General features: G+C 45.3%; 22 protein-coding genes. 7 read left to right on the forward strand and 15 right to left on the reverse strand.

Features of this window, described 5'->3' with window-relative positions; genetic code table 11:
• Positions 1–12: 12 nt before the first annotated feature.
• From IEV98_RS00170 to IEV98_RS00185, 4 genes are all read right to left on the reverse strand, one after another.
• Positions 13–3,450 (reverse strand): SusC/RagA family TonB-linked outer membrane protein, encoded by a 3,438-nt coding sequence (locus IEV98_RS00170; protein WP_229738478.1) that lies wholly within the window; start codon positions 3,448–3,450, stop codon positions 13–15.
• A gap of 90 nt (positions 3,451–3,540) precedes the next feature.
• Positions 3,541–4,479 carry a FecR family protein gene (locus IEV98_RS00175; RefSeq protein ID WP_188503933.1) on the reverse strand — a complete coding sequence of 313 codons (939 nt, stop codon included), beginning with the start codon at positions 4,477–4,479 and terminating at the stop codon, positions 3,541–3,543.
• A gap of 70 nt (positions 4,480–4,549) precedes the next feature.
• Complete coding sequence (locus tag IEV98_RS00180) at positions 4,550–5,137, reverse strand: RNA polymerase sigma factor (RefSeq protein WP_188503934.1); 588 nt, start codon at positions 5,135–5,137, stop codon at positions 4,550–4,552.
• 158 nt (positions 5,138–5,295) lie between these two features.
• Positions 5,296–5,709: a class I SAM-dependent methyltransferase gene (locus IEV98_RS00185; RefSeq protein ID WP_188503935.1), complete on the reverse strand. Its 414-nt coding sequence runs from the start codon at positions 5,707–5,709 to the stop codon at positions 5,296–5,298.
• A gap of 203 nt (positions 5,710–5,912) precedes the next feature.
• Between IEV98_RS00185 and IEV98_RS00190 the strand changes: the two genes are divergently transcribed.
• Complete coding sequence (locus IEV98_RS00190) at positions 5,913–9,602, forward strand: ABC transporter permease (RefSeq protein WP_188503936.1); 3,690 nt, start codon at positions 5,913–5,915, stop codon at positions 9,600–9,602.
• 51 nt (positions 9,603–9,653) lie between these two features.
• Here the strand turns inward: IEV98_RS00190 and IEV98_RS24670 are convergent, their stop codons facing one another.
• From IEV98_RS24670 to glk, 3 genes are read right to left on the reverse strand one after another with little or no spacing between them, the layout of a single operon-like run.
• Complete coding sequence (locus tag IEV98_RS24670; RefSeq protein WP_188503937.1) at positions 9,654–9,935, reverse strand: GNAT family N-acetyltransferase; 282 nt, start codon at positions 9,933–9,935, stop codon at positions 9,654–9,656.
• A gap of 18 nt (positions 9,936–9,953) precedes the next feature.
• Positions 9,954–10,175, reverse strand: coding sequence for a GNAT family N-acetyltransferase (locus IEV98_RS00200; RefSeq protein WP_188503938.1), 222 nt, complete (start codon positions 10,173–10,175; stop codon positions 9,954–9,956).
• A gap of 9 nt (positions 10,176–10,184) precedes the next feature.
• Positions 10,185–11,219 carry a glucokinase gene (glk, locus tag IEV98_RS00205; protein WP_188503939.1) on the reverse strand — a complete coding sequence of 345 codons (1,035 nt, stop codon included), beginning with the start codon at positions 11,217–11,219 and terminating at the stop codon, positions 10,185–10,187.
• A 163-nt stretch (positions 11,220–11,382) separates the two neighbouring features.
• On the opposite strand from glk, the gene IEV98_RS00210 reads away from it, so the two are divergent.
• The gene (locus IEV98_RS00210; RefSeq protein ID WP_188503940.1) at positions 11,383–11,889 is read left to right on the forward strand and encodes a GNAT family N-acetyltransferase; all 507 of its coding nucleotides are present in this window, start codon (positions 11,383–11,385) and stop codon (positions 11,887–11,889) included.
• Between the two features lie 3 nt (positions 11,890–11,892).
• Here IEV98_RS00210 and IEV98_RS00215 read toward each other — a convergent pair whose 3' ends face one another.
• Both IEV98_RS00215 and IEV98_RS00220 read right to left on the reverse strand, forming a co-directional pair.
• A complete protein-coding gene (locus IEV98_RS00215; RefSeq protein ID WP_188503941.1) occupies positions 11,893–12,915 on the reverse strand; it encodes an LLM class flavin-dependent oxidoreductase in 1,023 nt (340 codons plus the stop codon).
• Positions 12,916–13,013: 98 nt separating this feature from the next.
• Positions 13,014–14,453: an aminotransferase-like domain-containing protein gene (locus IEV98_RS00220; RefSeq protein ID WP_188503942.1), complete on the reverse strand. Its 1,440-nt coding sequence runs from the start codon at positions 14,451–14,453 to the stop codon at positions 13,014–13,016.
• Between the two features lie 93 nt (positions 14,454–14,546).
• On the opposite strand from IEV98_RS00220, the gene IEV98_RS00225 reads away from it, so the two are divergent.
• The gene (locus IEV98_RS00225) at positions 14,547–15,437 is read left to right on the forward strand and encodes a DMT family transporter (RefSeq protein WP_188503943.1); all 891 of its coding nucleotides are present in this window, start codon (positions 14,547–14,549) and stop codon (positions 15,435–15,437) included.
• 266 nt (positions 15,438–15,703) lie between these two features.
• Positions 15,704–16,126, forward strand: coding sequence for a hypothetical protein (locus IEV98_RS00230; RefSeq protein WP_188503944.1), 423 nt, complete (start codon positions 15,704–15,706; stop codon positions 16,124–16,126).
• 29 nt (positions 16,127–16,155) lie between these two features.
• On the opposite strand, the gene IEV98_RS00235 is transcribed toward IEV98_RS00230, so the two are convergent.
• Both IEV98_RS00235 and IEV98_RS00240 read right to left on the reverse strand, forming a co-directional pair.
• Positions 16,156–17,010 (reverse strand): AraC family transcriptional regulator, encoded by an 855-nt coding sequence (locus tag IEV98_RS00235; protein ID WP_188503945.1) that lies wholly within the window; start codon positions 17,008–17,010, stop codon positions 16,156–16,158.
• Between the two features lie 101 nt (positions 17,011–17,111).
• The gene (locus IEV98_RS00240; RefSeq protein ID WP_188503946.1) at positions 17,112–17,474 is read right to left on the reverse strand and encodes a response regulator; all 363 of its coding nucleotides are present in this window, start codon (positions 17,472–17,474) and stop codon (positions 17,112–17,114) included.
• Between the two features lie 439 nt (positions 17,475–17,913).
• Between IEV98_RS00240 and IEV98_RS00245 the strand changes: the two genes are divergently transcribed.
• Positions 17,914–18,492, forward strand: coding sequence for a YdeI/OmpD-associated family protein (locus IEV98_RS00245; protein ID WP_229738479.1), 579 nt, complete (start codon positions 17,914–17,916; stop codon positions 18,490–18,492).
• 48 nt (positions 18,493–18,540) lie between these two features.
• On the forward strand, positions 18,541–19,023 hold the full coding sequence (locus IEV98_RS00250; RefSeq protein ID WP_188503947.1) for a YdeI/OmpD-associated family protein: 483 nt from the start codon (positions 18,541–18,543) through the stop codon (positions 19,021–19,023).
• A gap of 42 nt (positions 19,024–19,065) precedes the next feature.
• Here the strand turns inward: IEV98_RS00250 and IEV98_RS00255 are convergent, their stop codons facing one another.
• Genes IEV98_RS00255 through IEV98_RS00265 form a run of 3 tightly spaced genes read right to left on the reverse strand, consistent with a single transcriptional unit; the run spans position 19,066 to position 20,545 of the window.
• Entirely contained in the window at positions 19,066–19,527 is a 462-nt protein-coding gene (locus IEV98_RS00255; RefSeq protein ID WP_229738480.1) for a VOC family protein, read from the reverse strand.
• A 49-nt stretch (positions 19,528–19,576) separates the two neighbouring features.
• On the reverse strand, positions 19,577–19,984 hold the full coding sequence (locus IEV98_RS00260) for a hypothetical protein (RefSeq protein ID WP_188503948.1): 408 nt from the start codon (positions 19,982–19,984) through the stop codon (positions 19,577–19,579).
• Between the two features lie 9 nt (positions 19,985–19,993).
• Positions 19,994–20,545, reverse strand: coding sequence for an RNA polymerase sigma factor (locus tag IEV98_RS00265; protein ID WP_188503949.1), 552 nt, complete (start codon positions 20,543–20,545; stop codon positions 19,994–19,996).
• A 115-nt stretch (positions 20,546–20,660) separates the two neighbouring features.
• On the opposite strand from IEV98_RS00265, the gene IEV98_RS00270 reads away from it, so the two are divergent.
• Positions 20,661–21,014 (forward strand): DUF6249 domain-containing protein, encoded by a 354-nt coding sequence (locus tag IEV98_RS00270; RefSeq protein WP_188503950.1) that lies wholly within the window; start codon positions 20,661–20,663, stop codon positions 21,012–21,014.
• 9 nt (positions 21,015–21,023) lie between these two features.
• Here IEV98_RS00270 and IEV98_RS00275 read toward each other — a convergent pair whose 3' ends face one another.
• Positions 21,024–22,178, reverse strand: coding sequence for an ARMT1-like domain-containing protein (locus tag IEV98_RS00275; RefSeq protein WP_188503951.1), 1,155 nt, complete (start codon positions 22,176–22,178; stop codon positions 21,024–21,026).
• Between the last annotated feature and the right edge of the window lie 79 nt (positions 22,179–22,257).

The raw sequence follows: 22,257 nt of genomic DNA on the forward strand, positions 1-22,257 counted from the left end.
ATGAAAAACTATTTAAAACTTCAAATTGATAGAAAACCCTAGGTAACGTGCCGAGGGGTCCTGCAGATCGTTGTCATTGCCGTAATCCGGATCTATGTATGGTATTTTCTTCCACATCAGCAGGTTATACCCATACAAGGTAACGACCGCATTTTTTGCATGACCTATTTTCATCAGTTTAGCCACATCGTAACCTATCGACAACCGGCGCAGTTTAAAATAAGAACGATCATAAGTATTGGCAAACTGCTTGCTTTCCGCTTCAGTTACCTGTGCTTGGTAGGGGTAAATTTGGCTCCATGTCTGCCAGTTGACAGCCGTTACATTGGACGTATAGGTGCGTGTATCGGAAAGGATGTTTCCATCTACATCTCGTTGGAGTTCACCGCCGGTGACAACCACCCCGGTAGGGACGTATACCGGGTGACCTGCCGCATATTCGGCATCACGATATTCCACCGACTTGGGATGCTTGCCCCCCCACCACATCTTTTCAATAGTCATTGAACGCATAACCCCACCCCAAGCACCATCGATATCGAGGTTGACCATGAACCCTTTTACGTTGAATCTATTTTGAAATCCCAAACGCCAATCCGGCTCTAGGTTGCCGATGTAGGTAGGGTACGGATCTCTTATGGGAAGTCCACTATTGGGATCCAAGATCAGTTTGCCGTCGCTGCTTTTTTGCCAAACCGTGGCGTAGTAGCTATCTGCCCGGTCGCCTACACGCAGTTCGCCGAACTTTGCCTGATTACCATAGATTTCATCGATTCTCTTGGCATAGTGATTCCAATTGATACTCATATCCCACGAGAAATCCTTTCCGACAATAGGTTTTGCGGCTGCCATCACTTCGTAACCATTGGTAAGGTAGACATTGCCATTCACCTTCCGCGAAGAGAAACCAGAGGCTTCCGAGATATTGAGGTCAATGATCTGGTTTTCATCCTTAATGTGGTAGTACGTAAAATCAACTGAAAACCGGTTGTTGGCAAAAGCGGTGGACACCCCCGCTTCATATGAAGTAGACTTGTCGGGCTGGATGGCCGGGTTTACAATGCCTGCTGGATAAGTAACAGAAGGTATTGAACCATAGGTGACACTTTTGTTATATGAGGAATAAATGCTGTAAGGATCCAGATCGCTGGACACCTGTGCCCAGGACGCATAAAGCCGTAAGAAGTCAAACGCTTTGGGTAACTTTAAGTAATCGGAGACCACCGTACTCATCGACACAGCAGGATAGAAATAGGAATTGCCGCCTTGGGGCAAAGTAGATGACCAGTCGTTTCGTGCAGAAAAATTGAGATACAATGCATTGAAGATGTCCAGATTGGCGCTTCCATAAACACTTCGGATGGCTTTCTCTTGAAAGTAATTGGTTGCCTGTACCGGTCCCTGGGTATTGTTAAGGCTATACACGAAAGGCACGATAAGGCCATCGCTCGACTCGTAGTCTTCGCGATAGGTGCGATGGAAAGAGGACGCCCCGACATTGAGTGTGAGATCAAGCTGCGATGCCAGGGATTGGTTGTAGGTAGCCAGCACGTCTGCATCGATATTGAGTTGCGCCTTATTCCACAACTTGTAATCGCCGTTTCGTGAGTCTCCGTAGTTCATGTAAGACTTTGGGCTTTGCATATCCTCAAAGGTCCTATTTTCGCGCATCGAAGCACGCCCCTGCAAATTCAGGTTGGGCAATATTTTCCAGTTGAGCTGGGTTTGCCCGTGCATCACATTTCGATCTTGTTTCTGCTGCAACTCCAAAGCGGCAAAATAGGGATTGTTGTACCAAGCGTAATTGTAGTTTGCCTGGCGGTACCCTTCCTGTCCCGGCACATAGCGGTGTTCACGCAGGTCTTTTCCGTTCACATCGTCACCCATCCAGATGAGGATGGTGTACATGTGGTTTTTGGGGCCGTATCCGTACCTCGGATAATTCGGGGAATACACTTTATTGTATGACAGCGATGCATCCAACTGGAGGTTGTCTGCAAGGAAAAACGATGCATTAAGTTTGGCGCCGCCGGTGTTGAGCGACGTATTGGGTACTTGGCCTTTTTGGTATGCGTAGTTCCCGGATGCATAAAAACTGGCTCGCTTGCCCTTATAGGCCATGGATAGTGAATTGTTAGTCACGATGCCTGTACTTAAGAAATCGCCCAGGTTGTCATAGCGGACCCAATCAGTGGGAACCCGCTCATAACGGGATTTGTCGTCATAAATGGTACCGGACACATCACCCCACCAAGGAATCACTTCATCAGTCTGCTTGTCGCGTATGGGGCTGTTCCACTGGGGCACTTTTACCCCTGTACCGAATTTTGGGCCCCATATCATATCCCCGTCAGAAATTCCTCCATCGGCCCCATCCCAGAATTCGTATTGGCCGTTCGAACCGTTTCCGTATTGCGTCTGCGTTTCAGGGTATACCGTAAACCCAGCTGTAAATAGGTTATTCGTACCCACGTTTACCTCCAGGATTTCTTCTTTGGCTCGCTTACTGGTGATAAGAATTGCTCCGTTTTTGCCCCGCGAACCGTACAGTGCCGATGCGGTAGTTCCCTTCAACACGTTAATGTTTTCGATATCTTCGCTGGAAATATCATAGAAATCGGTTTCAACAGGTACGCCATCCAGTACAATCAATGGCTTATTGCCGCGTAATGTCAGCGAGGGCGTCTGAAATAATCCCGTAGGATTGGCAACGGTAAGCCCAGCTACCTGTCCTGACAAGGCACTCCCTAAATTGGTTGTTTTGGATTGTGACAACACTTCGGGATTCACCTCTTGTGTGGCATAGCCTATTTTCCGTTTTTGTTGTCTGATACCGATTGCGGTTACCACCACTTCCTCTAAGGCAGAGGCGTCCGCTTTCAGCAGCACATCAATGGTTGTCCTGCCGTTTACGGGCTCCTCCTGGGTTACGTAACCCAGCATGGAAAACACAAGAATGGCATCTGCATGTGTAACCAATTGATATCGGCCATCTGCCGCTGTGGCTGCGCCGCTTACGTTCTCTTTTTCCGAAACTGAAACCCCTTGCAATGGATTACCCAACGAATCGCGCACCATTCCTGAAACACGTGTCTGTACCCTAGGCCTTTCCGTGAGAATAATGGTACCATTCACTTCCTTGTAACCGATACCCACCGGGTACAATAAATTGCTAAGTACGGTGGAAAGCGGCGCGTCCATAAATACTTTCTCCGTTATTTGATTCACTTCAAGCTGGAATTTTTGCGGATCATAAGCGAACTTGACTTGATAGTCTATCTTCAACGCATTTAACGCCGTGGCTAGATTCCCCTTTTGTAAGGTAATGGTAACTCGTTGATCCAACACGTCGGTTTGCCCCGACGCAAGTGCCGATCCGGCCAAAAGCCCCCACAAAATCGCAAAAATGTAATATTTGCCTAACAATGGCTGATATCGAATAAATTTCATATATTTTTGTCAGTTAATAAGTACTATTTCATTTTTTGGGAGCCGTTGTCACCGTCAATGATAATGGCTCCTGTTTTGATGATGGGTCATTTATTTATATAAGGTTGCCGTTCCATCTACCTCCTTTCTTAATTTAAGTTCATGAATGGCGCATACCACTTCTAGTGTCTGCTTCGATGTGGCTGCGCGTTCCAATTCCATCGTAAACCGAAGTTCCGAGACCAGTGGGCTTCCCGCTTCGATAACTATCCCATAAAAATCAATAAGGGCTTTTCTCAGTTCAGTGAAGCTTGCATTCTCCAATGCAAGCTTATCCATCTGCCAAATGGCTATCCGATCCGTGGGATGGTGGTACTTATAGGCGACCGCTTTTGCACGGTCGTACTGGAGTTGTGTACCTTTGGTCAACACGCCCAACGGTTGGCCCCCGCGATGGACCGCCACTTTACCCTTGCGTACACCCACCTCCAAAACCTGTTGCTGCACATGCACGTTGAACGCAGTGCCCAACACTTTTACTTCCAGATCATCCCAATACACCAATAAAGGCACACGCTTATTTGGCGTCACTTCCAAAAACACCTCGCCTTTTTGTAACCAGATTTCTCGCTTTTTCTTTCCGTAGCTTTGAGGCAGATAGCGTATCTCGGTGCCCGCATTAAGCCATAACTGTGTACTATCCGCTAAGTAAAGCATCCGTCGCTCATTCACCCCTGTGGACACAACGGTATAGACCATGCGGACTGATTGCTGAAAAACGAAAAGGTACGTGCTTATCCCAATGCCAGCGATCAAACATGCCGCCGCTCCCCACCGCCATAAGCGGTAGGTTCGACGACGCGCGTTTAACGAGCGAGTGATCTCCTGTGCAATGTATTCCTTCACGTCGTCGACGGGCTCAGGAACAACATCCTGTCGCTCTGGAACATCAAATGCCGCATACCAAGCTTCTACCCAGACCTTTTCATCTGGTGAAGCCGTGCCCCGTAGGTATCTCCTAAAAATTTCCCGTTGCTTCCTGATATCCAATTTAGATGCCCCTTTATTGGTATATCAGGTATGGTGCAGATTTGTACTTATAATTTTTGTTAAACTTTAATTAAATAAAGTGGTGGAAATCGGCGAGACTGAAAAGACTTAGGGATATTACTGCGGGATAGTCATGCAGAAATCGCCTAACGATCGCCTTCGCATCAGTCAGGTAATTTTTGACGGTCTGCAGCGACAAAGATAACTGTTTGGCGATTTCCTGGGGCGAATACCCCTCTGTATAACTGAGTCTGAAAACCTCCTGAATCCTTCTCGGCATATGGTCTATCGCCTGATCAATCAGGTTTTCGAGTTCACCCGCAGCTATCGTACTGTCAGCCCTTTGCGACTGCAGGAGTTCAACTTGCTTCAGCCGTTCATTGGCATATCGTATGCGAACCTCATCAGCTTGAATGTAATTTATAACCCGATATCTAAGCGCTGCATACAGGTAATTCTCCCAATTGATCGTATGTGGGAGCTGGTCTTTTCTTATCCAGATCGTAATGAAAAGTTCTTGGATTAAATCCTTGGCATCATCCGCATTGGCGATGCGTTTCAGCAAAGATTGATATAAGGCTTCCCAATATCGGTTATACAATTCGGTGAATGCTTCGATATCGCCGGTTCTTAACCTTTCCAACAACTGACCATCCATGATTGCATCCTATTTTTCATCCCAAAGGTAATGGGATACTATTAACTTAGGGTTAAATTTCAGCTATCGATAAGCTGTTTGCTTTTATACTTCTAATGGATATCCCATACTTGGTAGGGCATCGCTACTCGTTCATTATGATGAAAAACCTTAGTCATTTAGTTTACGAAGCTAATATAGAGAAAAGAGCTAATACAGAGAAAAGATAGCAATCCCCTAAATTCATCCAATGGCCGCTCCTTTAATGGATTTCCGCCGTCAATAAATAGCTTCCCAGTATTCGTCAGTGCCCTGGCAATTTTCAGCAAGGATAGCTTTTCGATTTCCGGATGCCGCCCATCCAGGGCCCCAACCCTTACAGCAATTGCTATATCAAAGCGTTGTTCATTGGACCCTAAATCAAATTCTGCTATGGCAACTTGCCGATAGGAGAGATTTCCGGTTTCTAATTCGGCCTGTGAACTCGATATGGCCTGTTGAATGGCCTTTGGAGATCGGTGAACCCTTATTCCATTTGCCAATGGCAATGCATTAACAATATCAGCAAGTCTTTTCGATAGTTGACCTTCCATTGGTTATATTGGTTATAGCGATAAAGATAGTAAAAAAAGAAATCTGCTACCGGAAAGATAACAAGAATCCGTTCCGAACACTACCCTTCAAAACCGAACACTTAATGTTCGGTTTCGTTACAATGATTGGTATGAATAAAACAATAATTTAATATATATCAAGGACTTAATAATTTGGAACAACGATTGAAGTAAGAAACCACTTGAAAACATATAGCTTCTATATCACCCCCTACGACTTGGCCTTTTTGGGCGTGATATTTATTGGATTTTCTTTTGCGTTGCAGTTGGGATTTGCCAAAAGAATCAACCAAGCTGCAAACCGCCTTTTGAGCCTAGCGTTGACTACGGTGATACTTTGGCTGCTTTGGCTATTGGGCAGAAACATCGGTCTGGAAGCCCATTTATCTCAGTGGAGCTGGCTACCGCTGCAATTTTCGCTCGCGTTGGGCCCGCTGATCTTTTTTTACGTTCGAAAAATAACCCGTCCTAAAAACCCATTTCACATGAGGGATCTCCTGCATTTCTGCCCATTATTGCTCGAACAGGCGGTCTTGGCATTGGAGATAAAGGAGAGCAGCCAAACAGGGGTGGCCACTTATGATACGCTCACTTTTCATCAGCTGAACCCTATATTGCAATTGCTCGCATTCGTATCGGTCAGTGCATACCTATATGCATGTCATAGGCTGGTGGAAAGCTTTTACAGGGGACTGAAATTTAATGGGGGCGACCGGCACCGGTATGAATTGCGGTGGCTGCACGATTTAATTACAGGGTTCGCCTTATTATGGCTTTTGTGGATCCCCTTCACCGCTGTCGACTATTTTTATTACGACTACCAATTAAGCATCCATGCTTATTATCCACTATATCTTCTTTTAGCGGTAATGAGTATCCGGATGGCGGCTTTGGCCTTATTAAGGCAGGAAATTGGCGTACCTGTGGATGCCCCTTCGTTCTTAAAACCTTTGCCACCGATGGAATTGAAGCACAAAGGCATTTGGCTGAAAAAAGTTACCAAAACCAATAGCTATTACAAAGATCCCGAACTTAGTCTGAGCTCGCTGGCCGAAAAGCTTGCGTTGACGCCACATGAGTTATCCCGGATTGTCAATACCGTGCTCAAAAAAAGCTTCAACGATTTCATCAATGAATATCGCATCGCTGATGTAGTTCAGAAAATGCAGGACCCCACCTATGATCACCTAACCCTGCTGGGCATTGCATATGAATCGGGATTTAATTCTAAAACCACCTTTAACCGCGCGTTTAAGCAAATGACCGGAAAAAGCCCCCTAGCATATAAAAACGACCTTAAAAAAGAGAGCCCATCTTATAACTTGGAACGCCAGAACCGGTTTGCGGCTGTAATTTCGAATCCTGAAACCACCCCGAAGTGGTATCCGGAGAAATCAAACCGCAATTTTATGTTTAAAAACTATTTTAAAATAGCCCGGCGCAACCTACTACGCAATAAAGGCTATGCCGCTATGAATATCACCGGATTGGCGGTCGGTATTGCCATTTGTATGATGATCTTTATCATTATACAATTTCATACGAGCTTCGATGATTTTCATACGAAAAAAGATCGCATCTATCGTGTGCTAACCGAATATCATCCGTCAGATGCTACAGCCATTTCTTATGGAAAGGGTATTCCGTTTCCGCTGCCTACTGGATTGGAAACAGCTTTTCCGCAAATAGAACAGGTAGCACCGATTTATGCAAGCCATAACGATCAATTGCAGGTATTAGATGCCAATGGTACCCCGGTAAAGAACTTCAAAGAGCAGAGCGGCGTATTTTATACATCGCCTTCGTTCTTCGACATCGTCGACTTTCCGTTGCTCGCAGGCTCTCATGCCTCCTTGAGCGATCCGAACAATGTATTGGTTACAAAAGAAATTGCAGAAAAGTATTTCGGCGATTGGAAGGCCGCTATAGGTAAAACCCTAAAACTAACGGGATCCTATCGCATCGGTGCAGGGTTGTTTCAATCTCCGCCAATTGCGTTGAAAGTTTCAGGCATTCTTGCCAATGTACCGGCAAATACAGACTTTCAGTTGAAAATCGTAATTGCCTTCGGAACGGATTTTACAGGAGATAAGAAATACGGACTACAAATCCCTGATTGGAATGCAACAGCACCTGAATTTGGTTGCTATGTTTTATTGCCCCCGAATATCGATGTTGAAGACTTTAATCAGCAACTGGATGCTTACGCACGAAAGGTGCAATCGCCTGACCTGAAGGATCGTTATGTACTACAGGCACTAAGTGAGGTTCATTACGACACGAAAACAGGTAATTACAGCAATAAAACCGTCAGCCGTGAGCTGATCGGCGTATTGTGGTTAATTGCAGCATTCATGCTGCTAATTGCCTGCGTGAACTTTATCAACCTCTCCACAGCACAGGCGATTAACCGTACAAAGGAAGTCGGTGTAAGAAAAGTTTTGGGGAGTAATAAACCTCAATTGCAGATCCAATTCCTTGTTGAAACATTCTTGATTGTTGCCTGTGCTGTTGTGCTTGCTGCAGCTATTACCATGCTTGCCCTGCCCGCTATCAATCAACATTTAGCACTTTCACTTTCATTCAATATACTGGGCAATCCTGCCCTTATCTTATTCCTTTTGACGGCAACGCTCGTGGTAACCGCACTCGCCGGCCTTTATCCTGCGCTGGTTTTATCACGCTTCAATCCTATTCACGCCTTCCAGCATAAACCTACAGCAAATACGACAAAGGGGATTTCATTAAGAAGAGCATTGGTCGTGTTTCAATTTATCATTGCACAAGCATTGATCATCGGCACATTGGTCATTGTAAAGCAAATGAATTATTTGATGAGCCGACCCTTAGGGTTCGACAAAGACGCCCTAGTAAACGTTCCTTTCCGTCCGGATAATACCGGCACCGATCTAACGGATTATTTAAGGCAACAACTATTGTCGGTAAACGGTGTGAAGGCAGTAAGCTTCAGCTCCAATACACCTATTGAAAATGATAATGATCTATGGACTGAGCTCAAATTTGACCATGCAATAAAAGAAGCAGATTTCCAAGCTATTGCCAAATTCGCCGACAATGGTTATGTGGAGGCCTATAAACTACAATTGGTAGCCGGAAGGAATTTGCAAGCCTCCGGTATGACCAGAGAATTCTTGGTGAATGAATCGCTTGTAAAAAATTTGGGATTAGAAAAGCCGGAAGATATATTGGGCAAGGAAATAAGCATGTTTGGTGACCTCATAACATGTCCTGTTGTTGGTGTGTTGAAGGATTTTAACGACAGGTCTTTTCACCACGACCTCGCACCGTTGCTTATTACCACAAACAGCACCATGTACCGGCAAGCCGGAATAAAGCTAGCAACGACAAACATTTCTTCCACCATGCCAGCGATTAAAAAAATATGGGAGCAAACATTTCCGGATTATGTTTATGAATACAAGTTTCTTGATGATAAAATTGAGAGCTTTTACAACCAGGAAAATCAGTTGGCAGCTTTGTATAAGATTTTTGCAGCCATCGCCATATTCCTTGGCTGTCTTGGCTTGTATGGTTTAGCCTCCTTTATGGCTGTGCAACGTATAAAAGAAGTGGGTATTCGTAAAGTATTGGGTGCTAGCACAGGCAATATCGTTTATTTGTTTTCAAAAGAATTTATCATACTCATTGCCATTGCCTTTGCGATTGCGTCGCCGCTAGCATGGATTTACATGCACCGATGGTTGCAAGATTATGCTTATCGCATCACCATCAACTGGTGGCCATTTGCTATAGGCGGACTTACTACCATCCTTATTGCACTGGTAACGATAAGCTTCCAAGCAATAAAAGCAGCGATGGCAAAGCCGGTTAAGAGTCTGAGAAGTGAGTAAGCGCATTACCATGAATCATAATTGGCGAATTCCAATCTTTCCTGAAAACAACTACGATTTGGAGAACGGCAAACTGGTAGGATAGCATTTCATTTTGATAGCTGTCCATATCAGATCGTTGTAAACCGTTTCACTTTGCTCATTTCGTACTTTACGAAACCCGGCCTTTTCATAGCACCGGATAGCACCAACATTCCAATCAAAAACGTTGAGGCTAACCATCGAAGCATTCATCGCTGTAAAAGCGTAGTTAGCGAGTGTCTTAATGATTATTTCCCCAAACCCCTTTCCCCGAAATTTCTCTTCTCCAATCAAAACCCGACATAATCTCACCTCGCCATTTTTAGTATCTTAAGCTTCGCAATGGCCGATAACCTCCTCATGTTCGTTGACGACTTTAAATACGCTCCTATCGGCATCTGATAGGTATTGGTTCAATTGATCCCTCGTAAGCGGAAATGAAAATATAGAGCCGGCAAATTGTATCAACAATTCCTCGTCCTTGACCCAACCGATCAACCGATCAAAGTCATCCGCAGTAAATGGCTGTAATTTTATTTTCGACGCAGTCATTTTGTAATCTTATTGCCCATAAGCGCCATAATGGGCCGCTCCGATGAGTGCGGCCTTACTATTAAGTATCACTTTGATGGATACCTTTTCCAACAGTTCTGCCATGTGGGCATTTCGGACAAATTGTTGACGGAACAATGTTTTACGCAGCAAGGGATAAATCCTGGGTGATATACCGCCACCAAGCAAGAGGCCTCCCGTGGCCTTGTGTTTAAGCACCAGGCTTGCAGCCTCTCGTGCCATGTAGCTAACAAATAGTTCCATGGTTTTGATACAGGTGGCGTCTAACTCACGCATAGCGGCATGGCTGATCACGGCTGCCGGATCGCCATCGTTCTTGAAATTTTCGGTTAGCCAGGCAGGCTCTTTATGCCCCTTTACATCGCGAAGAAAACGGTATATCCGGTAAATGCCCGGGCCTGATACTACGTGTTCCCAACATGGGATATCGTTTTCCTTCCTCAGGTGAGCATACAACTCCATATCAAGCGCCGTTTGGGGAGCAAAATCACTATGCCCGCCTTCGGTGGCAAACGGCCTGTATGCCTCACCGTCCCAGAAAAGGCCGGCTTCGCCCAATCCCGTGCCCGGGGCCAGAATGGCCATGTTGCCCAATGGCTGTTCTTTTTGATCAAATACGGCAGCTACATCATCAAGGGCCAAACCAGCTAACCCATATGCGGTAGCCTCCAGGTCGTTGATCATGGTAACCCGGCCGATGCCGAGACTACGTTGCAGCCGACTACCGTCGAGCTCCCATGCCAAGTTTGTAAGTCTCACCCGGTTATCCGAAACAGGTCCTGCAACACCGATGGAGAGCATAGAAGGGACACCTGGATTGTTAGCAAGAAACTTCGTAACGACGCCTTCAAAGGTTACATCTGCCTGGGATGGAACGGTGGCCTCAGACAAAAGTGAAAGTGTATTTCCCCGCACTTCAAACAAGCCTAAACTTGTTTTGGTACCACCAATATCGGCTGCCAGAATTGTCTTTCCCTGAAGATCATGCTTCCCTCGTTGGGGTAAATAAAGTGAATAACACATGGTTCAACTTATAATAGTGATATCGTCATTTTACAATGGCCAATATACTCATTAATGACGGCCGCATCAACTGCACTACCTACCTACGCCGTCGCGCTATTAAATAGCGGGACAGGAATCGGAATGCATTCCGTATTTTGCGGTCCATTACTCATCAGACAGCATGGATTATTCATTCAGGAAAGCAAATATCGAAGACCTCCCCCGTATCTTGGAGATTTTGGAAGGGGCCATACAACGTAGAAGGCAAGACGGCAGCGACCAATGGCAGGACGGCTATCCCAACCCGGCAGTTATCAAAAACGATATTGAACAGGGGGCCGGGTATGTACTTTCAGATAAGGGTGCTATTGCTGCATATTGCGCCCTATTGATCAACGACGAACCCGCATATGCCACCATTGAAGGCAAGTGGTTGACCCATGGTGATTTCGTGGTATACCACCGGGTAGCAGTATCGGAAAATCACTTGGGCAGGGGGCTCGCTCAGCAGCTTTTGAAGCACATCGAAGAATTTGCGCGCCAACATCACATATACAGTATCAGGGCAGATACCAATTTCGATAATCCGGGTATGCTGCGGCTATTCGAAAAGCTCGGCTATCATTACTGCGGGGAGGTAACTTTTAGGGGAAAGCCCCGAAAAGCCTTTGAAAAGGTATTGAACTGAGATTTAACGCCACCCTAATCCGGGTGCCACATGCTCCAAAATAGCAGATAGCACGTGTACATTATAATCAACTCCTAACGTATTGGGTATGGTCAAAAGAAGCGTATCCGCTTCCTGAATGGCTTCGTCCTGTGCCAATTCTTTGATGAGTTGATCCGGCTCCGCAGCATAGCTCCTTCCGAAAATGGTCCGCTTATCATTTTCGATAATTCCGATTTTATCGACCCGATTAGCCTCCTGTCCAAAATAATAGCGGTCTTGATCGGTTACCAATGCAAAAACAGATCGACTCACCGAGACCCGTGGTTCACGCTGTTGCCCCGCTTGTTTCCACGCTTCTTTGTACATTCTGATCTGCTCGGCTTGTTGCACATGAAAAGGCTTACCACTTTCGTCGTATTTTAAGGTTGAACTTTGCAGATTCATTCCGTTTTCCGCCGCCCAAACAGCTGTGGCATTGGAAGCAGCTCCCCACCAAATACGTTCACGCAGTCCTTCCGAATGTGGTTCCAAACGTAACAAACCCGGCGGATTTGGAAACATGGGATATGGGTTGGGCTGGGCAAATCCAACACCCTTTAACTTATCCAAAAATTCTAACGCTTTGCGGCGGCCCATAGCGTCATCGTCTTCTCCCTCAGCCGGGTCATAACCAAAATAGCGCCAGCCATCGATTACCTGTTCCGGCGAGCCTCTACTGATACCCAATTGCAATCGCCCTCCCGAAATTAAGTCCGCAGCGCCGGCTTCTTCCACCATATACAGCGGGTTTTCATAACGCATGTCAATGACACCGGTACCCATCTCTATTTTGCTTGTTTTGGCACCGATAGCCGAAAGCAAAGGAAATGGCGACCCTAATTGGGCTGCAAAATGATGTACTCGAAAATATGCACCGTCTAGGCCGATTTCTTCAGCGGCAACAGCCAAATCAATAGACTGAAGCAAAGTATCGCTTGCAGTGCGCGTTTTATAGGCAGAATGGTCGGACCAATGTCCAAACGATAAAAATCCTATTTTCTTCATAAATCCACGTTTGAATAACTACGGTTTATGTATTATCGACGATAAGCCGTAGTAAAATAGCATTTACAAAGATAACGATTATCACAATCGTCTAGGCATTATAACTGTCTTACGCTCGCTTTTAGTTGAAGCATCTTAGCTAGGTTTCCGAGTTGCTTCAACTTGATTCTCAAATCGTCGGACCAGTGTAGGCCGATACACAGCCGCATGCAATTTTGAAATTGATTTTGTAAGCTAAACATCCTGCCCGGAGCAATACCTATTTGTTTTTTAAGAGCATGGTTATACAATACTACTGCATCGATTTCTTTCGGAAACTCTACCCAAAGTGCAAGTCCGCCCTGAGGTCGGCTTATTTTAGTTCCGTTAGGAAAGTATTCGGCTATGGCGACTGCATAACGCTGATAATTCCCTTGCAATGTTTTGCGGAGATGACGAAGATGATTTTCGTACCTGCCTGTCATCAAGAAATTACCGACAGCTTCATGGATTATCGTGGTAGCAGATAATGCGTGTGCCAATTTTAGTTTTAAGATCAGGTCTTTGTATTTACCGGGCGCAACCCACCCCACGCGATAACCTGGAGCCAGTGTTTTCGACACCGAGCTGCACCACAACACATTACCGTCCATATCAAAAGACTTGCAGCATTTTGGACGCTCCGAGTCAAAGTGCAGGTCTCCATAGGTATCGTCCTCGATAAGCGGGATACCGTGTTTAGCTAATAGGTGTACTAGCTTTTTTTTGTGCTTATCGGGCATACAATAGCCTAGTGGCGTATTGAAATTGGGGACTAACAGGCACACATTTACTTTGGGCAGCAATTTCTGTAGCGCGTCGATATCAATTCCGCTGACAGGGTGTGTTGCGACTTCCAATACACTCAATCCCAAACTAACAGCGAGTTGTAAAATACCGGGGTATCCCGGACTTTCCAATGCTATGGTATCGCCAGGTTTTGTCAATGCCGTCAAGCATAGTGCCAAAGCGTTCATGCAACCGTTGGTCGTTATCACATCACTTTCCTTCAAACGCCCATCCCAAGACAATGACCGAGCGGCTACCATTCTCCGGAGCTTCACATTACCCTGTAGGGGTTCGTACTCCGTCCCGCCCTCTTTCAGTCCACGAGTAGCGAGCACAATTTCCTTCTTGAGCTTAGCCAGTGGCAGCAATCGACCGGAAGGAACACCAATTGAAAAAAGTGTCAAATCATTACGTCCCATAGTAGAATAAACCCCGTTTATCAACTCATCGGGCTCAGTGCCGTTGGCAACGGGTAGCGGCTGGCTTGTTTCGGGCAAAGGCAATTTTAGGTAAGTTAAGGAGCTTACAAAATAACCCGATTGAGGCCTCGGTTGCACCAGTGATTGGGCTTCCAACTCCAAATACACTCTTTTGGCCGTATTTATACTTATTCCGTGTTCGTTGCTCAACACGCGCACAGAAGGCAACCGTTCCCCCGGTTTGAAAACGCCGGTTTTGATTTTAGTCGCCATGTTGCCCGCTATCTCCTGGTATAGAAAGACATTTTTCATTCTACAAAGTTAACTGTGTCCGTAAAAATAGCAAAAACTGTGACTGTATTTATCCACCGTAGTTATGGAGCTTTGCATCCACAATAGACTGCGATGGGAAAAATCATCATCAGAAACGCAAAGGAACGTGCAACACAGGGTTGGTTCAATGGCTTTATAGGTGTAGTATTATTTAGCGGATCGTTGCCAGCTACGAGAATAGCGGTTTTAGCATTTGATCCGGTGTTCCTAACTGTTGCACGTGCTTCCATTGCCGGACTACTAGCCCTTGGTGCATTATTGGTTTTTAAAGAAAACCGACCCACACAAAAACAACTTTCGCCTTTGGCCTTTGTTGCTCTTGGTGTGGTGGTAGGTTTTCCGTTATTAAGTGCGCTGGCATTACAATACGTTACTTCCGCTCATTCCATTATCTTCGTTGGCATATTGCCGGTTGCTACCGCGGTCTTTGGTATCATTCGCGGGGGTGAGCGTCCACGCCCGATATTTTGGCTCTTCTCAATTTTAGGCAGTCTTTTGGTGGTGGGTTATGCCGCTGCACAAGGGTTTTCGGCGTCGCCCATTGGCGATATGCTAATGCTCGCGGCAATCATACTTTGTGGATTGGGTTATGCTGAAGGTGCAAAGCTTTCAAAAAAAATGGGCGGTTGGCAGGTTATTTCTTGGGCGTTGGTGCTTTCTCTACCCGTGATGTTGCCGCTGAGCTTGTTTTATATGCCTTCATCGATTGAGCGCATCGGCACAGGGGCCTGGATGGGCTTGGCTTATGTGTCGCTATTCAGTATGTTTATTGGATTTATCTTTTGGTACCGCGGGTTGGCACAAGGTGGTACCGCAACCATCGGTCAATTACAGTTGTTGCAACCGTTTTTCGGGTTGGCATTAGCCGCTTCTTTACTTCATGAAAAAGTGAGCATGGGCATGCTAGCCGTTACGGTTGGCGTAATCCTGTGCGTGGCAGGCACCAAGAAATTTGCGAAGTGAAAACACTTACCCCTTCAGATCCCCGGCCTAACGTGGAACTGAGCACGGGCGACAAGGTTCTTTACATCGCCACACGGAGCCCGCGCGCAATGTAACCAGCCTGCGTGAATATACCTTTTTTTAGGTATTGTGTGTGCCCCCAAATCCAACTACCTTTGTTTCATGATGCGATAATTGCGCCGGCGACTGCCACTAGCTCGGCTCCTTGCTGATGCGGCCACAGAAAATCAGCAACCGGTGCTGGATGAATCACCAAAAATAAAATCATGGAAAAACTGGATTTGACAGGGTTGTACAAAACTTACATAAGCATAACGGCAACACCGGAAATTGTAGATTCGAAACCAACTCGGTTCTTATCGTTAACTGATGAGGGGGATCTTTCGAGCGATGTTTTCCTCCAAAAAATCAGAGCACTGTATGCTACAGCCTATGCGATCAAATTTAAGTGGAAACAAGCTGGCAGGGATTTCATCGTTCCAAAGTTGGAAGTCTTACGCTATCGCGATGGAAAAAATGCCGGCGATTGGAGGTCCCGCCTGCTGATTCGGGTGCCGGAGTATGTTACCGAGTATGACATGCAAAAAGGTATTGAATGTGTAATGGCCAACATGAACATCCAGCGCGCGGCTAATATCAAAATGCACTACATCAACACCCATACCCAAACTCCGATTATAAAGCATTAGTGTACTCCGGCTATTATCGTATCGTCTATTCAGGCAAACATTTTCCTAAACGCTTGCGGTGTCAATCCCTTCAGCCGCTTAAACAGCCGGATGAAATGAGCCATGGAATGGAAACCACTATCTTCGCTCACTTCTCGGATAGGCAATGACGTGGCTCTTAGCAACGCGCACGCATGCTCAATCCGCATTTCCTGTACGAAATCGACAAAGGTTCGCCCTGTGCTTTGCTTAAAATAGCGGCAAAATGTAGCTACACTCATGTTCAGCAGTTCAGCTACATCTTCGAGGTAAATCCGATCTCGCAGGCGATCCGCGACATACGTCTGTATATGATCCAATGATGTTTTGCCGCCAAGCTCGATATCCGTTGATATTGCTTGGTGCAACGGCGCACACTGCGGATTATCACCCAATGCGGCGAGTATCCACAACACCAGCATTAGTCGCCGTTGTCCGATTGCCTGTGGCAAGGAGAGGAGCAATTCAGCGAGCGAATCACGCGTGAGCCCCTCAAAAGACAGGGCGAGGCCCTCCGCACCGAATAGACGCTTCAGCATACCATGTTCCGGGAGGTCAAAATATTCCTCACCGAGGAATGATTTATAGAACTGAAGGACGACGAATTCATATTCATCCGAATCCCGAACCGCAGCTCGGTCGCACCTGAACCAATGTGGTACCCCGGGCGCCAACAGGAAAACATCCCCCGTCTGAAACTGCCGAATGGCGTTGCCTACATAAAAACTGCCCGAGCCCGAACGGATGAGTATCAGCTCATGCGCATCATGTACATGATAGGGAATACTGCAATCCAGCCCCCTAAGGTGCTTCACCGCGAAAGACTGCGCGGGCAAAATCGGTATGGGACGGCGTACTGGGACCATATCCAGCAAAGTTAGTGTTTCAATACAATAATATACCAGCTAATTTTCCATTTCAGTCAGCACTGGCGTTGGGTAGTGCATCAGCGGCGTGCGACGACCGTTTATACTTTGGGCAAGTACTTAGCCACCGTATCTATTACGTCATATAAATCAAATGGTTTCTTGATAAAACCGCTCGCACCGCAAGACAACGCAATCCGTTCAATATCCGGAGAGGAAGACATCATGATTACAGGAATATCTTTTGTTTCCGGCTTTGCCTTCAGCTCCATACAGAGTTGGCTGCCGGTAGACCAAAAGAGCCGCTGATCCATCAGAATGAGTCCGATTTGATTTTCTCCAAGAATCCGGAACATCGACTTGCCGTCATCGGTGATCACCTGGTAGTGCTCATACTCCATGATCTCAGCTATCAATTCCGATATGCCTTGATCGTCTTCAATATATAGTAATTTCTGCTTCAAGATATAAGGCTGACTTTCATTAAAACAATTGTTGACTTAATTGACTACAAACAAAGCTACATCAAAAGACCGGGATTAACAATACGAGCAGCCAGCCAAATGTTCAAAGATTTTCCGGGAGTATATCTGATCAGTATCCGCTTGTTTTAGCCAATATGACGACCATTACATGTTAATCTTAAACTTAAAATAATCAAATTAATTTACTGAATAAAAGAACTATATAAATATAAATAGCGAATTATCATACCGGTATGATATAATTATACTACAACGGATACCCAGCACAACGCCGACAGAGAAATGACTGTTGCTTAACAGCAGGTTCTTTCTCGGAAAGCTATTTTCCAAGCCCTGACATAGGGTTGTCACAACCCGTTTTAATTTTGCTGAACCCTTAGCACAGAAGGAAAAGGAAGGTCAGATTAAAACTATAAGCATGGCAATGATGGATAACGATAAAGTATATGCAACCACCGGACGAGAATGGAGGAAATGGTTAGCGGACAACCATGCCGACAAGCAAGGCGTATGGTTGATTCAATACAAGAAAAATACAGGTAAACCAACCCTGAGTTGGAGCGAAGCGGTAGATGAAGCCTTATGCTTTGGCTGGATAGACAGCATAAAAAAGAAATTGAATAACGAAAGCACTGCACAATTTTTCGGCAGACGAAAGCCGACGAGTACCTGGTCGAAGATTAACAAAGAAAAAGTGAATCGGCTAATCGAAAAAGGCCTAATGATGCAAGCGGGCTTTAAAAGTATTGAAACCGCCAAACAGAACGGATCTTGGGCACTTTTAGACGAGGTTGAAAAATTAAACACTCCCCCCGATTTGGCTATCGCATTCGAGCTTTATGAAGGGTCAAAAAGTTATTTTGATAAGCTGAGCAAATCTACCCGAAAAGCAATATTGCAATGGCTTGTACTCGCGAAGCGTCCTGAAACGCGTCAAAGACGCATCGATGAAATTGCAGTATTGGCAAGTCAAAATAAAAAACCTAAACAATTCTAGTGAAAACATTGTATTTTATAAATTCGTCACTTGTTTGAAAAAATGCCAATGTATGAATTCACCGCTATACTAGCGATCATCGGAATCAACCCTTTCGTTTTTGTACCTGAACACGTTTTGAACTCGGTACGGCAACAAGCTGGCAAAGAAAAGGGGCCTATTCCGATAACCGGCACCATCAATGGCGTTGCCTTTCAGCAAACACTGGTTAGATACCGCGGCGCATGGCGATTGTATGTAAATACGGAGATGCTTAAAAATTCACCGAAACGTATTGGCGAAACCGTTGAGCTGACTGTTTCATTCGATCCTGCGGATCGTACCATCCGTCCCCATCCCAAATTGATCGCAGCATTGGATCAGAATAAGAAGGCAAAGGAAGAGTTTGCTGCTTTAGTGCCATCTATGCAAAAAGAAATCATCCGGTATATTTCGTTTCTCAAAACGGAATCAAGCATTGATCGCAATGTGGCAAAGGCAATTGATTTTATATTGGGCAACGGTCCGTTTATTGGCCGTAAAACACGCTAAAGCACCGAATTGCCTCACCGGCAAAATACGCTCACCAAAAAATCAGCGCTGTTCGTTGTTAATCTCTATCCAATAGCCATCGGGATCTTTGATATAAAGCTGTTTAACTCCATCCACGCGCGTACCCACCTTGCCGGGCTCATTCCCCGCACTATAATAAGTAATGCCGGACGCTCCGAGCCGGGCGATAAACTCGTCAATATCGACTACGCTAAAACAAATGTGTGTATTCCTGTTGTGCTCCTTGATTTCCGTAGCATCCATGATCAGATGTAGTGAAAAACCAGGAGCAATCTTGAACCATTTGTGCTTGCCTATTTTAAAAGGCTCGGGTATAGTATCAAGTAACAGTACATCCTGATAAAACGATGTACTTTTCTGTAGATCGTAAACAGACAATGCAACATGGTTGAACACTGTCTTAGTCTCTTGAGCATAGCTGTTGACTGTGCATCCAATAAGACACATGCCAACGAGCATGTAAATGGCTATGAATTGTTTCATTCACCAAATATACAATCGGCAAAGGACACGCGCAAGTTCTAACCTCATACTAACGCCGCAAAACCAACTTCTTGTCGGCAAACTGGATGAGGCAGACTGCAATGATGACAAACAAAACGACCGAAAAATTGGCCTTCAACCAGAATAGGCCGGCTTTTAATAGCGGATAGTCTACAAAATAATAGCTAATCGAGGTAGCCAAAACACCAAGACAGAGGGCCAATATGACGGTAACGAGGTCTCTATTGCGGTCTCTTCGCTCTTCAAGCAGGGCGATTTCAGCCATCACTGCATTCGCCACGTCAACCGAAGTCGCCGCGGATTGATTCTCCTTTTCGCTCCTAAGAGATTCAAAAAGCAACGTGTACGCATCAATTTCGTCTGGGGCCAATTGTCGTTCTTCCGTTTCTGCCTGTTCCTGCAATAGCTTTTTCAGCTGTTCGTCTGTTAGTCTCATTTATCCCTCCTAATTTGCCAGCTTTACTAATTTGTCTTTAAGTATTTTCCTTGCTCTGAAAAGGTGACTTTTTATGGTACCTTCCGATAGCCCCGTGATTTCCGCAATTTCCTGATAAGAATAATCATCGATATGAAAGAGATTAACCACCAATCGATAATTATCGGGCAATTGATTAATCTCATGCACAATAAAGGTACGTAATTCTTTTTTATTTAACTCCTGTTCGGGGTCCGAACCTCCTTCGATCTGGTAATGGCTATTATTTACCTCGCCGTTCTGTTTGTATTTCTGTTGGGTACTTTTCAAGTAATCCAGACTCGTCGTGTAGGCGATTTGAGCTATCCAAGTGGAAAGCTTACTCTCCTGCTTGAAGCGACCGAGATTTCTATATACTTTAATGAAGACGTCTTGGCATATATCCTTTACATCTTCCTCATCCTTTATGATTCGCTGCACCATATGCTGTACGAGCCTTTCGTATCTATTTACCAATAACCTAAATGCATGGAGATTTCCTGCCGTTATTTTTGCTATCAGTTCGTAGTCCGGATACATCATTACGCTATTAGACGATCACAGCAGGGTACGGGTTTCAAAAAAGAAAATTAAATTTTATGCAACTTTTTCGGCGCCGAAACAGTCACATGGGCATTGAACATCAAAGCATAAAGATATGAATCATTTGGAACCCGTATTGATCGTCGGAACAGTGTTTTTCACTGTCGCTTACATTATTGAAATCATTCTAAAATACCGACTTCGCTCTCGGATTGTATCATCCGGACTTACTGATGAAAAATTGATCAGAGGATTATTTGCCAGCAAGGTAGATAATCGGTACAGCACCTTGAAATGGGGTCTTATCCTCCTATTCGCCGGCATTGGCCTTATCGTGTTGGAATATGTGCCCTATGAATACGATTCTCCGCTGCCTTACGGTATCGAAGGCACATTTATAGCACTGGGATTTTTGCTTTATTATTTCATGGTAAACGGCAAGCCGTCAGGTGCGAAGCGTGAGGAGTGAGCGCTTACGTTATCGCATTGAGAATTGGATGATCCCATATTTGCCCGCAATCAGCCAGTCAGGTTCGGTTATATGGAGTCCTTGAACCGTGGTTGGTTGCAATCCAGTCATGATCTCGGACTTCAGCGTTCTCAAAAATAGAATCGGAGCAGTTGTTGTCGTTACTGCCGCTTCGGTTGGTGTATCGGCAGGCCAGGCTCTGTCTTCAAAAAATCGCCGGTAGTTCAGGTCGCCTTTGCAAATGATCAGCTCTCCGGGATCAACGTTCAATACGTTAAGCCAGTGATCAGAAAAATGGTACGCCGACGACCAAAAAGGATCTGTTGTGAGTGAAATCCGACGTTCCGTTAGTGCAGACTCCAGTACAAAACGCCAATTATGGGGTGGCATCTCCTTCCGGTCGCTAATAGCGGCTAGCGTCAACTGCCAATCGTTAATGGTTGTATCCGACACAAACATCGGTATCGGTTTGACATGTGCCTTGATTTTGCAATAGGGATTGGCAAGCAATAATACGGCAATTAAATATAGATCACTTACAAGTTCATATCCCGCATTGTCTAAAAAAACATGTACGGTTCCCCTGTACGATCGAAAAAACTCGATGAATGCTATGGAATCGTCGATTAAAATCCTTTCCGGAGAAAACGAACCCTTTGGAGATTGCTTTGCCAGCGTAAATAAACTGAGGTCCGCTAAATTGCCCCACAAGGCAAAATGCAACGATTGGACAACGTGCTCCGGTGTAATGGCACCCCAATCCATAGGAAATGGGGCTAGTCTACCGGAGATGAGCTCGATCGCATCCGACAAACTTCTATTTTTCAGCGTTGAAAAATAGTCCAATCCGTTAACGCGGTAGTTCAGTTGCTCAGCAAGAAGCTGATAAAAAAACAGCTCCGCCGTAAAAAATGGCACATCGAAAATGCCTTGATTCAAAAATGGCTCAATACTGGCATTAAATAATGCAACGTTATCGTCTACCGGGACCAATGTCTTAATTTTCAAGCCGGAAATCCCTTCGTCCAATATCGTTAGGTGCCGGACGTCGGCCCCTTTATTATTTTCAATAATATCATTAACAATTTTCGGGAAACGGCTGCAAATCGTATAGCGTCCAAAAGAGTCCGCATCGCTACTTCTAATATAATCAGGTATCATCATGCAATAATAGGCATTCAATACCCATTTGAACAAGTGGCATGACAATTTTCTACTGTTGAAAATGAAACACTTTGCATAT

It is taken from the genome of Parapedobacter pyrenivorans (assembly GCF_014636865.1).
In the GTDB taxonomy this organism is placed as follows: Bacteria; Bacteroidota; Bacteroidia; order Sphingobacteriales; family Sphingobacteriaceae; genus Parapedobacter; species Parapedobacter pyrenivorans.

Excerpts from the sequence above, each read along its gene's own strand:
- IEV98_RS00170 (WP_229738478.1), bottom strand. The coding sequence starts at position 3,450 with ATGAAATTTATTCGATATCAGCCATTGTTAGGCAAATATTACATTTTT.
- IEV98_RS00180 (WP_188503934.1), bottom strand. The coding sequence starts at position 5,137 with ATGGATGGTCAGTTGTTGGAAAGGTTAAGAACCGGCGATATCGAAGCA.
- IEV98_RS00185 (WP_188503935.1), bottom strand. The coding sequence starts at position 5,709 with ATGGAAGGTCAACTATCGAAAAGACTTGCTGATATTGTTAATGCATTG.
- IEV98_RS00200 (WP_188503938.1), bottom strand. The coding sequence starts at position 10,175 with ATGACTGCGTCGAAAATAAAATTACAGCCATTTACTGCGGATGACTTT.
- glk (WP_188503939.1), bottom strand. The coding sequence starts at position 11,219 with ATGTGTTATTCACTTTATTTACCCCAACGAGGGAAGCATGATCTTCAG.
- IEV98_RS00210 (WP_188503940.1), top strand. The coding sequence starts at position 11,383 with ATGGATTATTCATTCAGGAAAGCAAATATCGAAGACCTCCCCCGTATC.
- IEV98_RS00215 (WP_188503941.1), bottom strand. The coding sequence starts at position 12,915 with ATGAAGAAAATAGGATTTTTATCGTTTGGACATTGGTCCGACCATTCT.
- IEV98_RS00220 (WP_188503942.1), bottom strand. The coding sequence starts at position 14,453 with ATGAAAAATGTCTTTCTATACCAGGAGATAGCGGGCAACATGGCGACT.
- IEV98_RS00225 (WP_188503943.1), top strand. The coding sequence starts at position 14,547 with ATGGGAAAAATCATCATCAGAAACGCAAAGGAACGTGCAACACAGGGT.
- IEV98_RS00230 (WP_188503944.1), top strand. The coding sequence starts at position 15,704 with ATGGAAAAACTGGATTTGACAGGGTTGTACAAAACTTACATAAGCATA.
- IEV98_RS00235 (WP_188503945.1), bottom strand. The coding sequence starts at position 17,010 with ATGGTCCCAGTACGCCGTCCCATACCGATTTTGCCCGCGCAGTCTTTC.
- IEV98_RS00245 (WP_229738479.1), top strand. The coding sequence starts at position 17,914 with ATGGCAATGATGGATAACGATAAAGTATATGCAACCACCGGACGAGAA.
- IEV98_RS00250 (WP_188503947.1), top strand. The coding sequence starts at position 18,541 with ATGTATGAATTCACCGCTATACTAGCGATCATCGGAATCAACCCTTTC.
- IEV98_RS00255 (WP_229738480.1), bottom strand. The coding sequence starts at position 19,527 with ATGAAACAATTCATAGCCATTTACATGCTCGTTGGCATGTGTCTTATT.
- IEV98_RS00260 (WP_188503948.1), bottom strand. The coding sequence starts at position 19,984 with ATGAGACTAACAGACGAACAGCTGAAAAAGCTATTGCAGGAACAGGCA.
- IEV98_RS00265 (WP_188503949.1), bottom strand. The coding sequence starts at position 20,545 with ATGATGTATCCGGACTACGAACTGATAGCAAAAATAACGGCAGGAAAT.
- IEV98_RS00270 (WP_188503950.1), top strand. The coding sequence starts at position 20,661 with ATGAATCATTTGGAACCCGTATTGATCGTCGGAACAGTGTTTTTCACT.
- IEV98_RS00275 (WP_188503951.1), bottom strand. The coding sequence starts at position 22,178 with ATGATGATACCTGATTATATTAGAAGTAGCGATGCGGACTCTTTTGGA.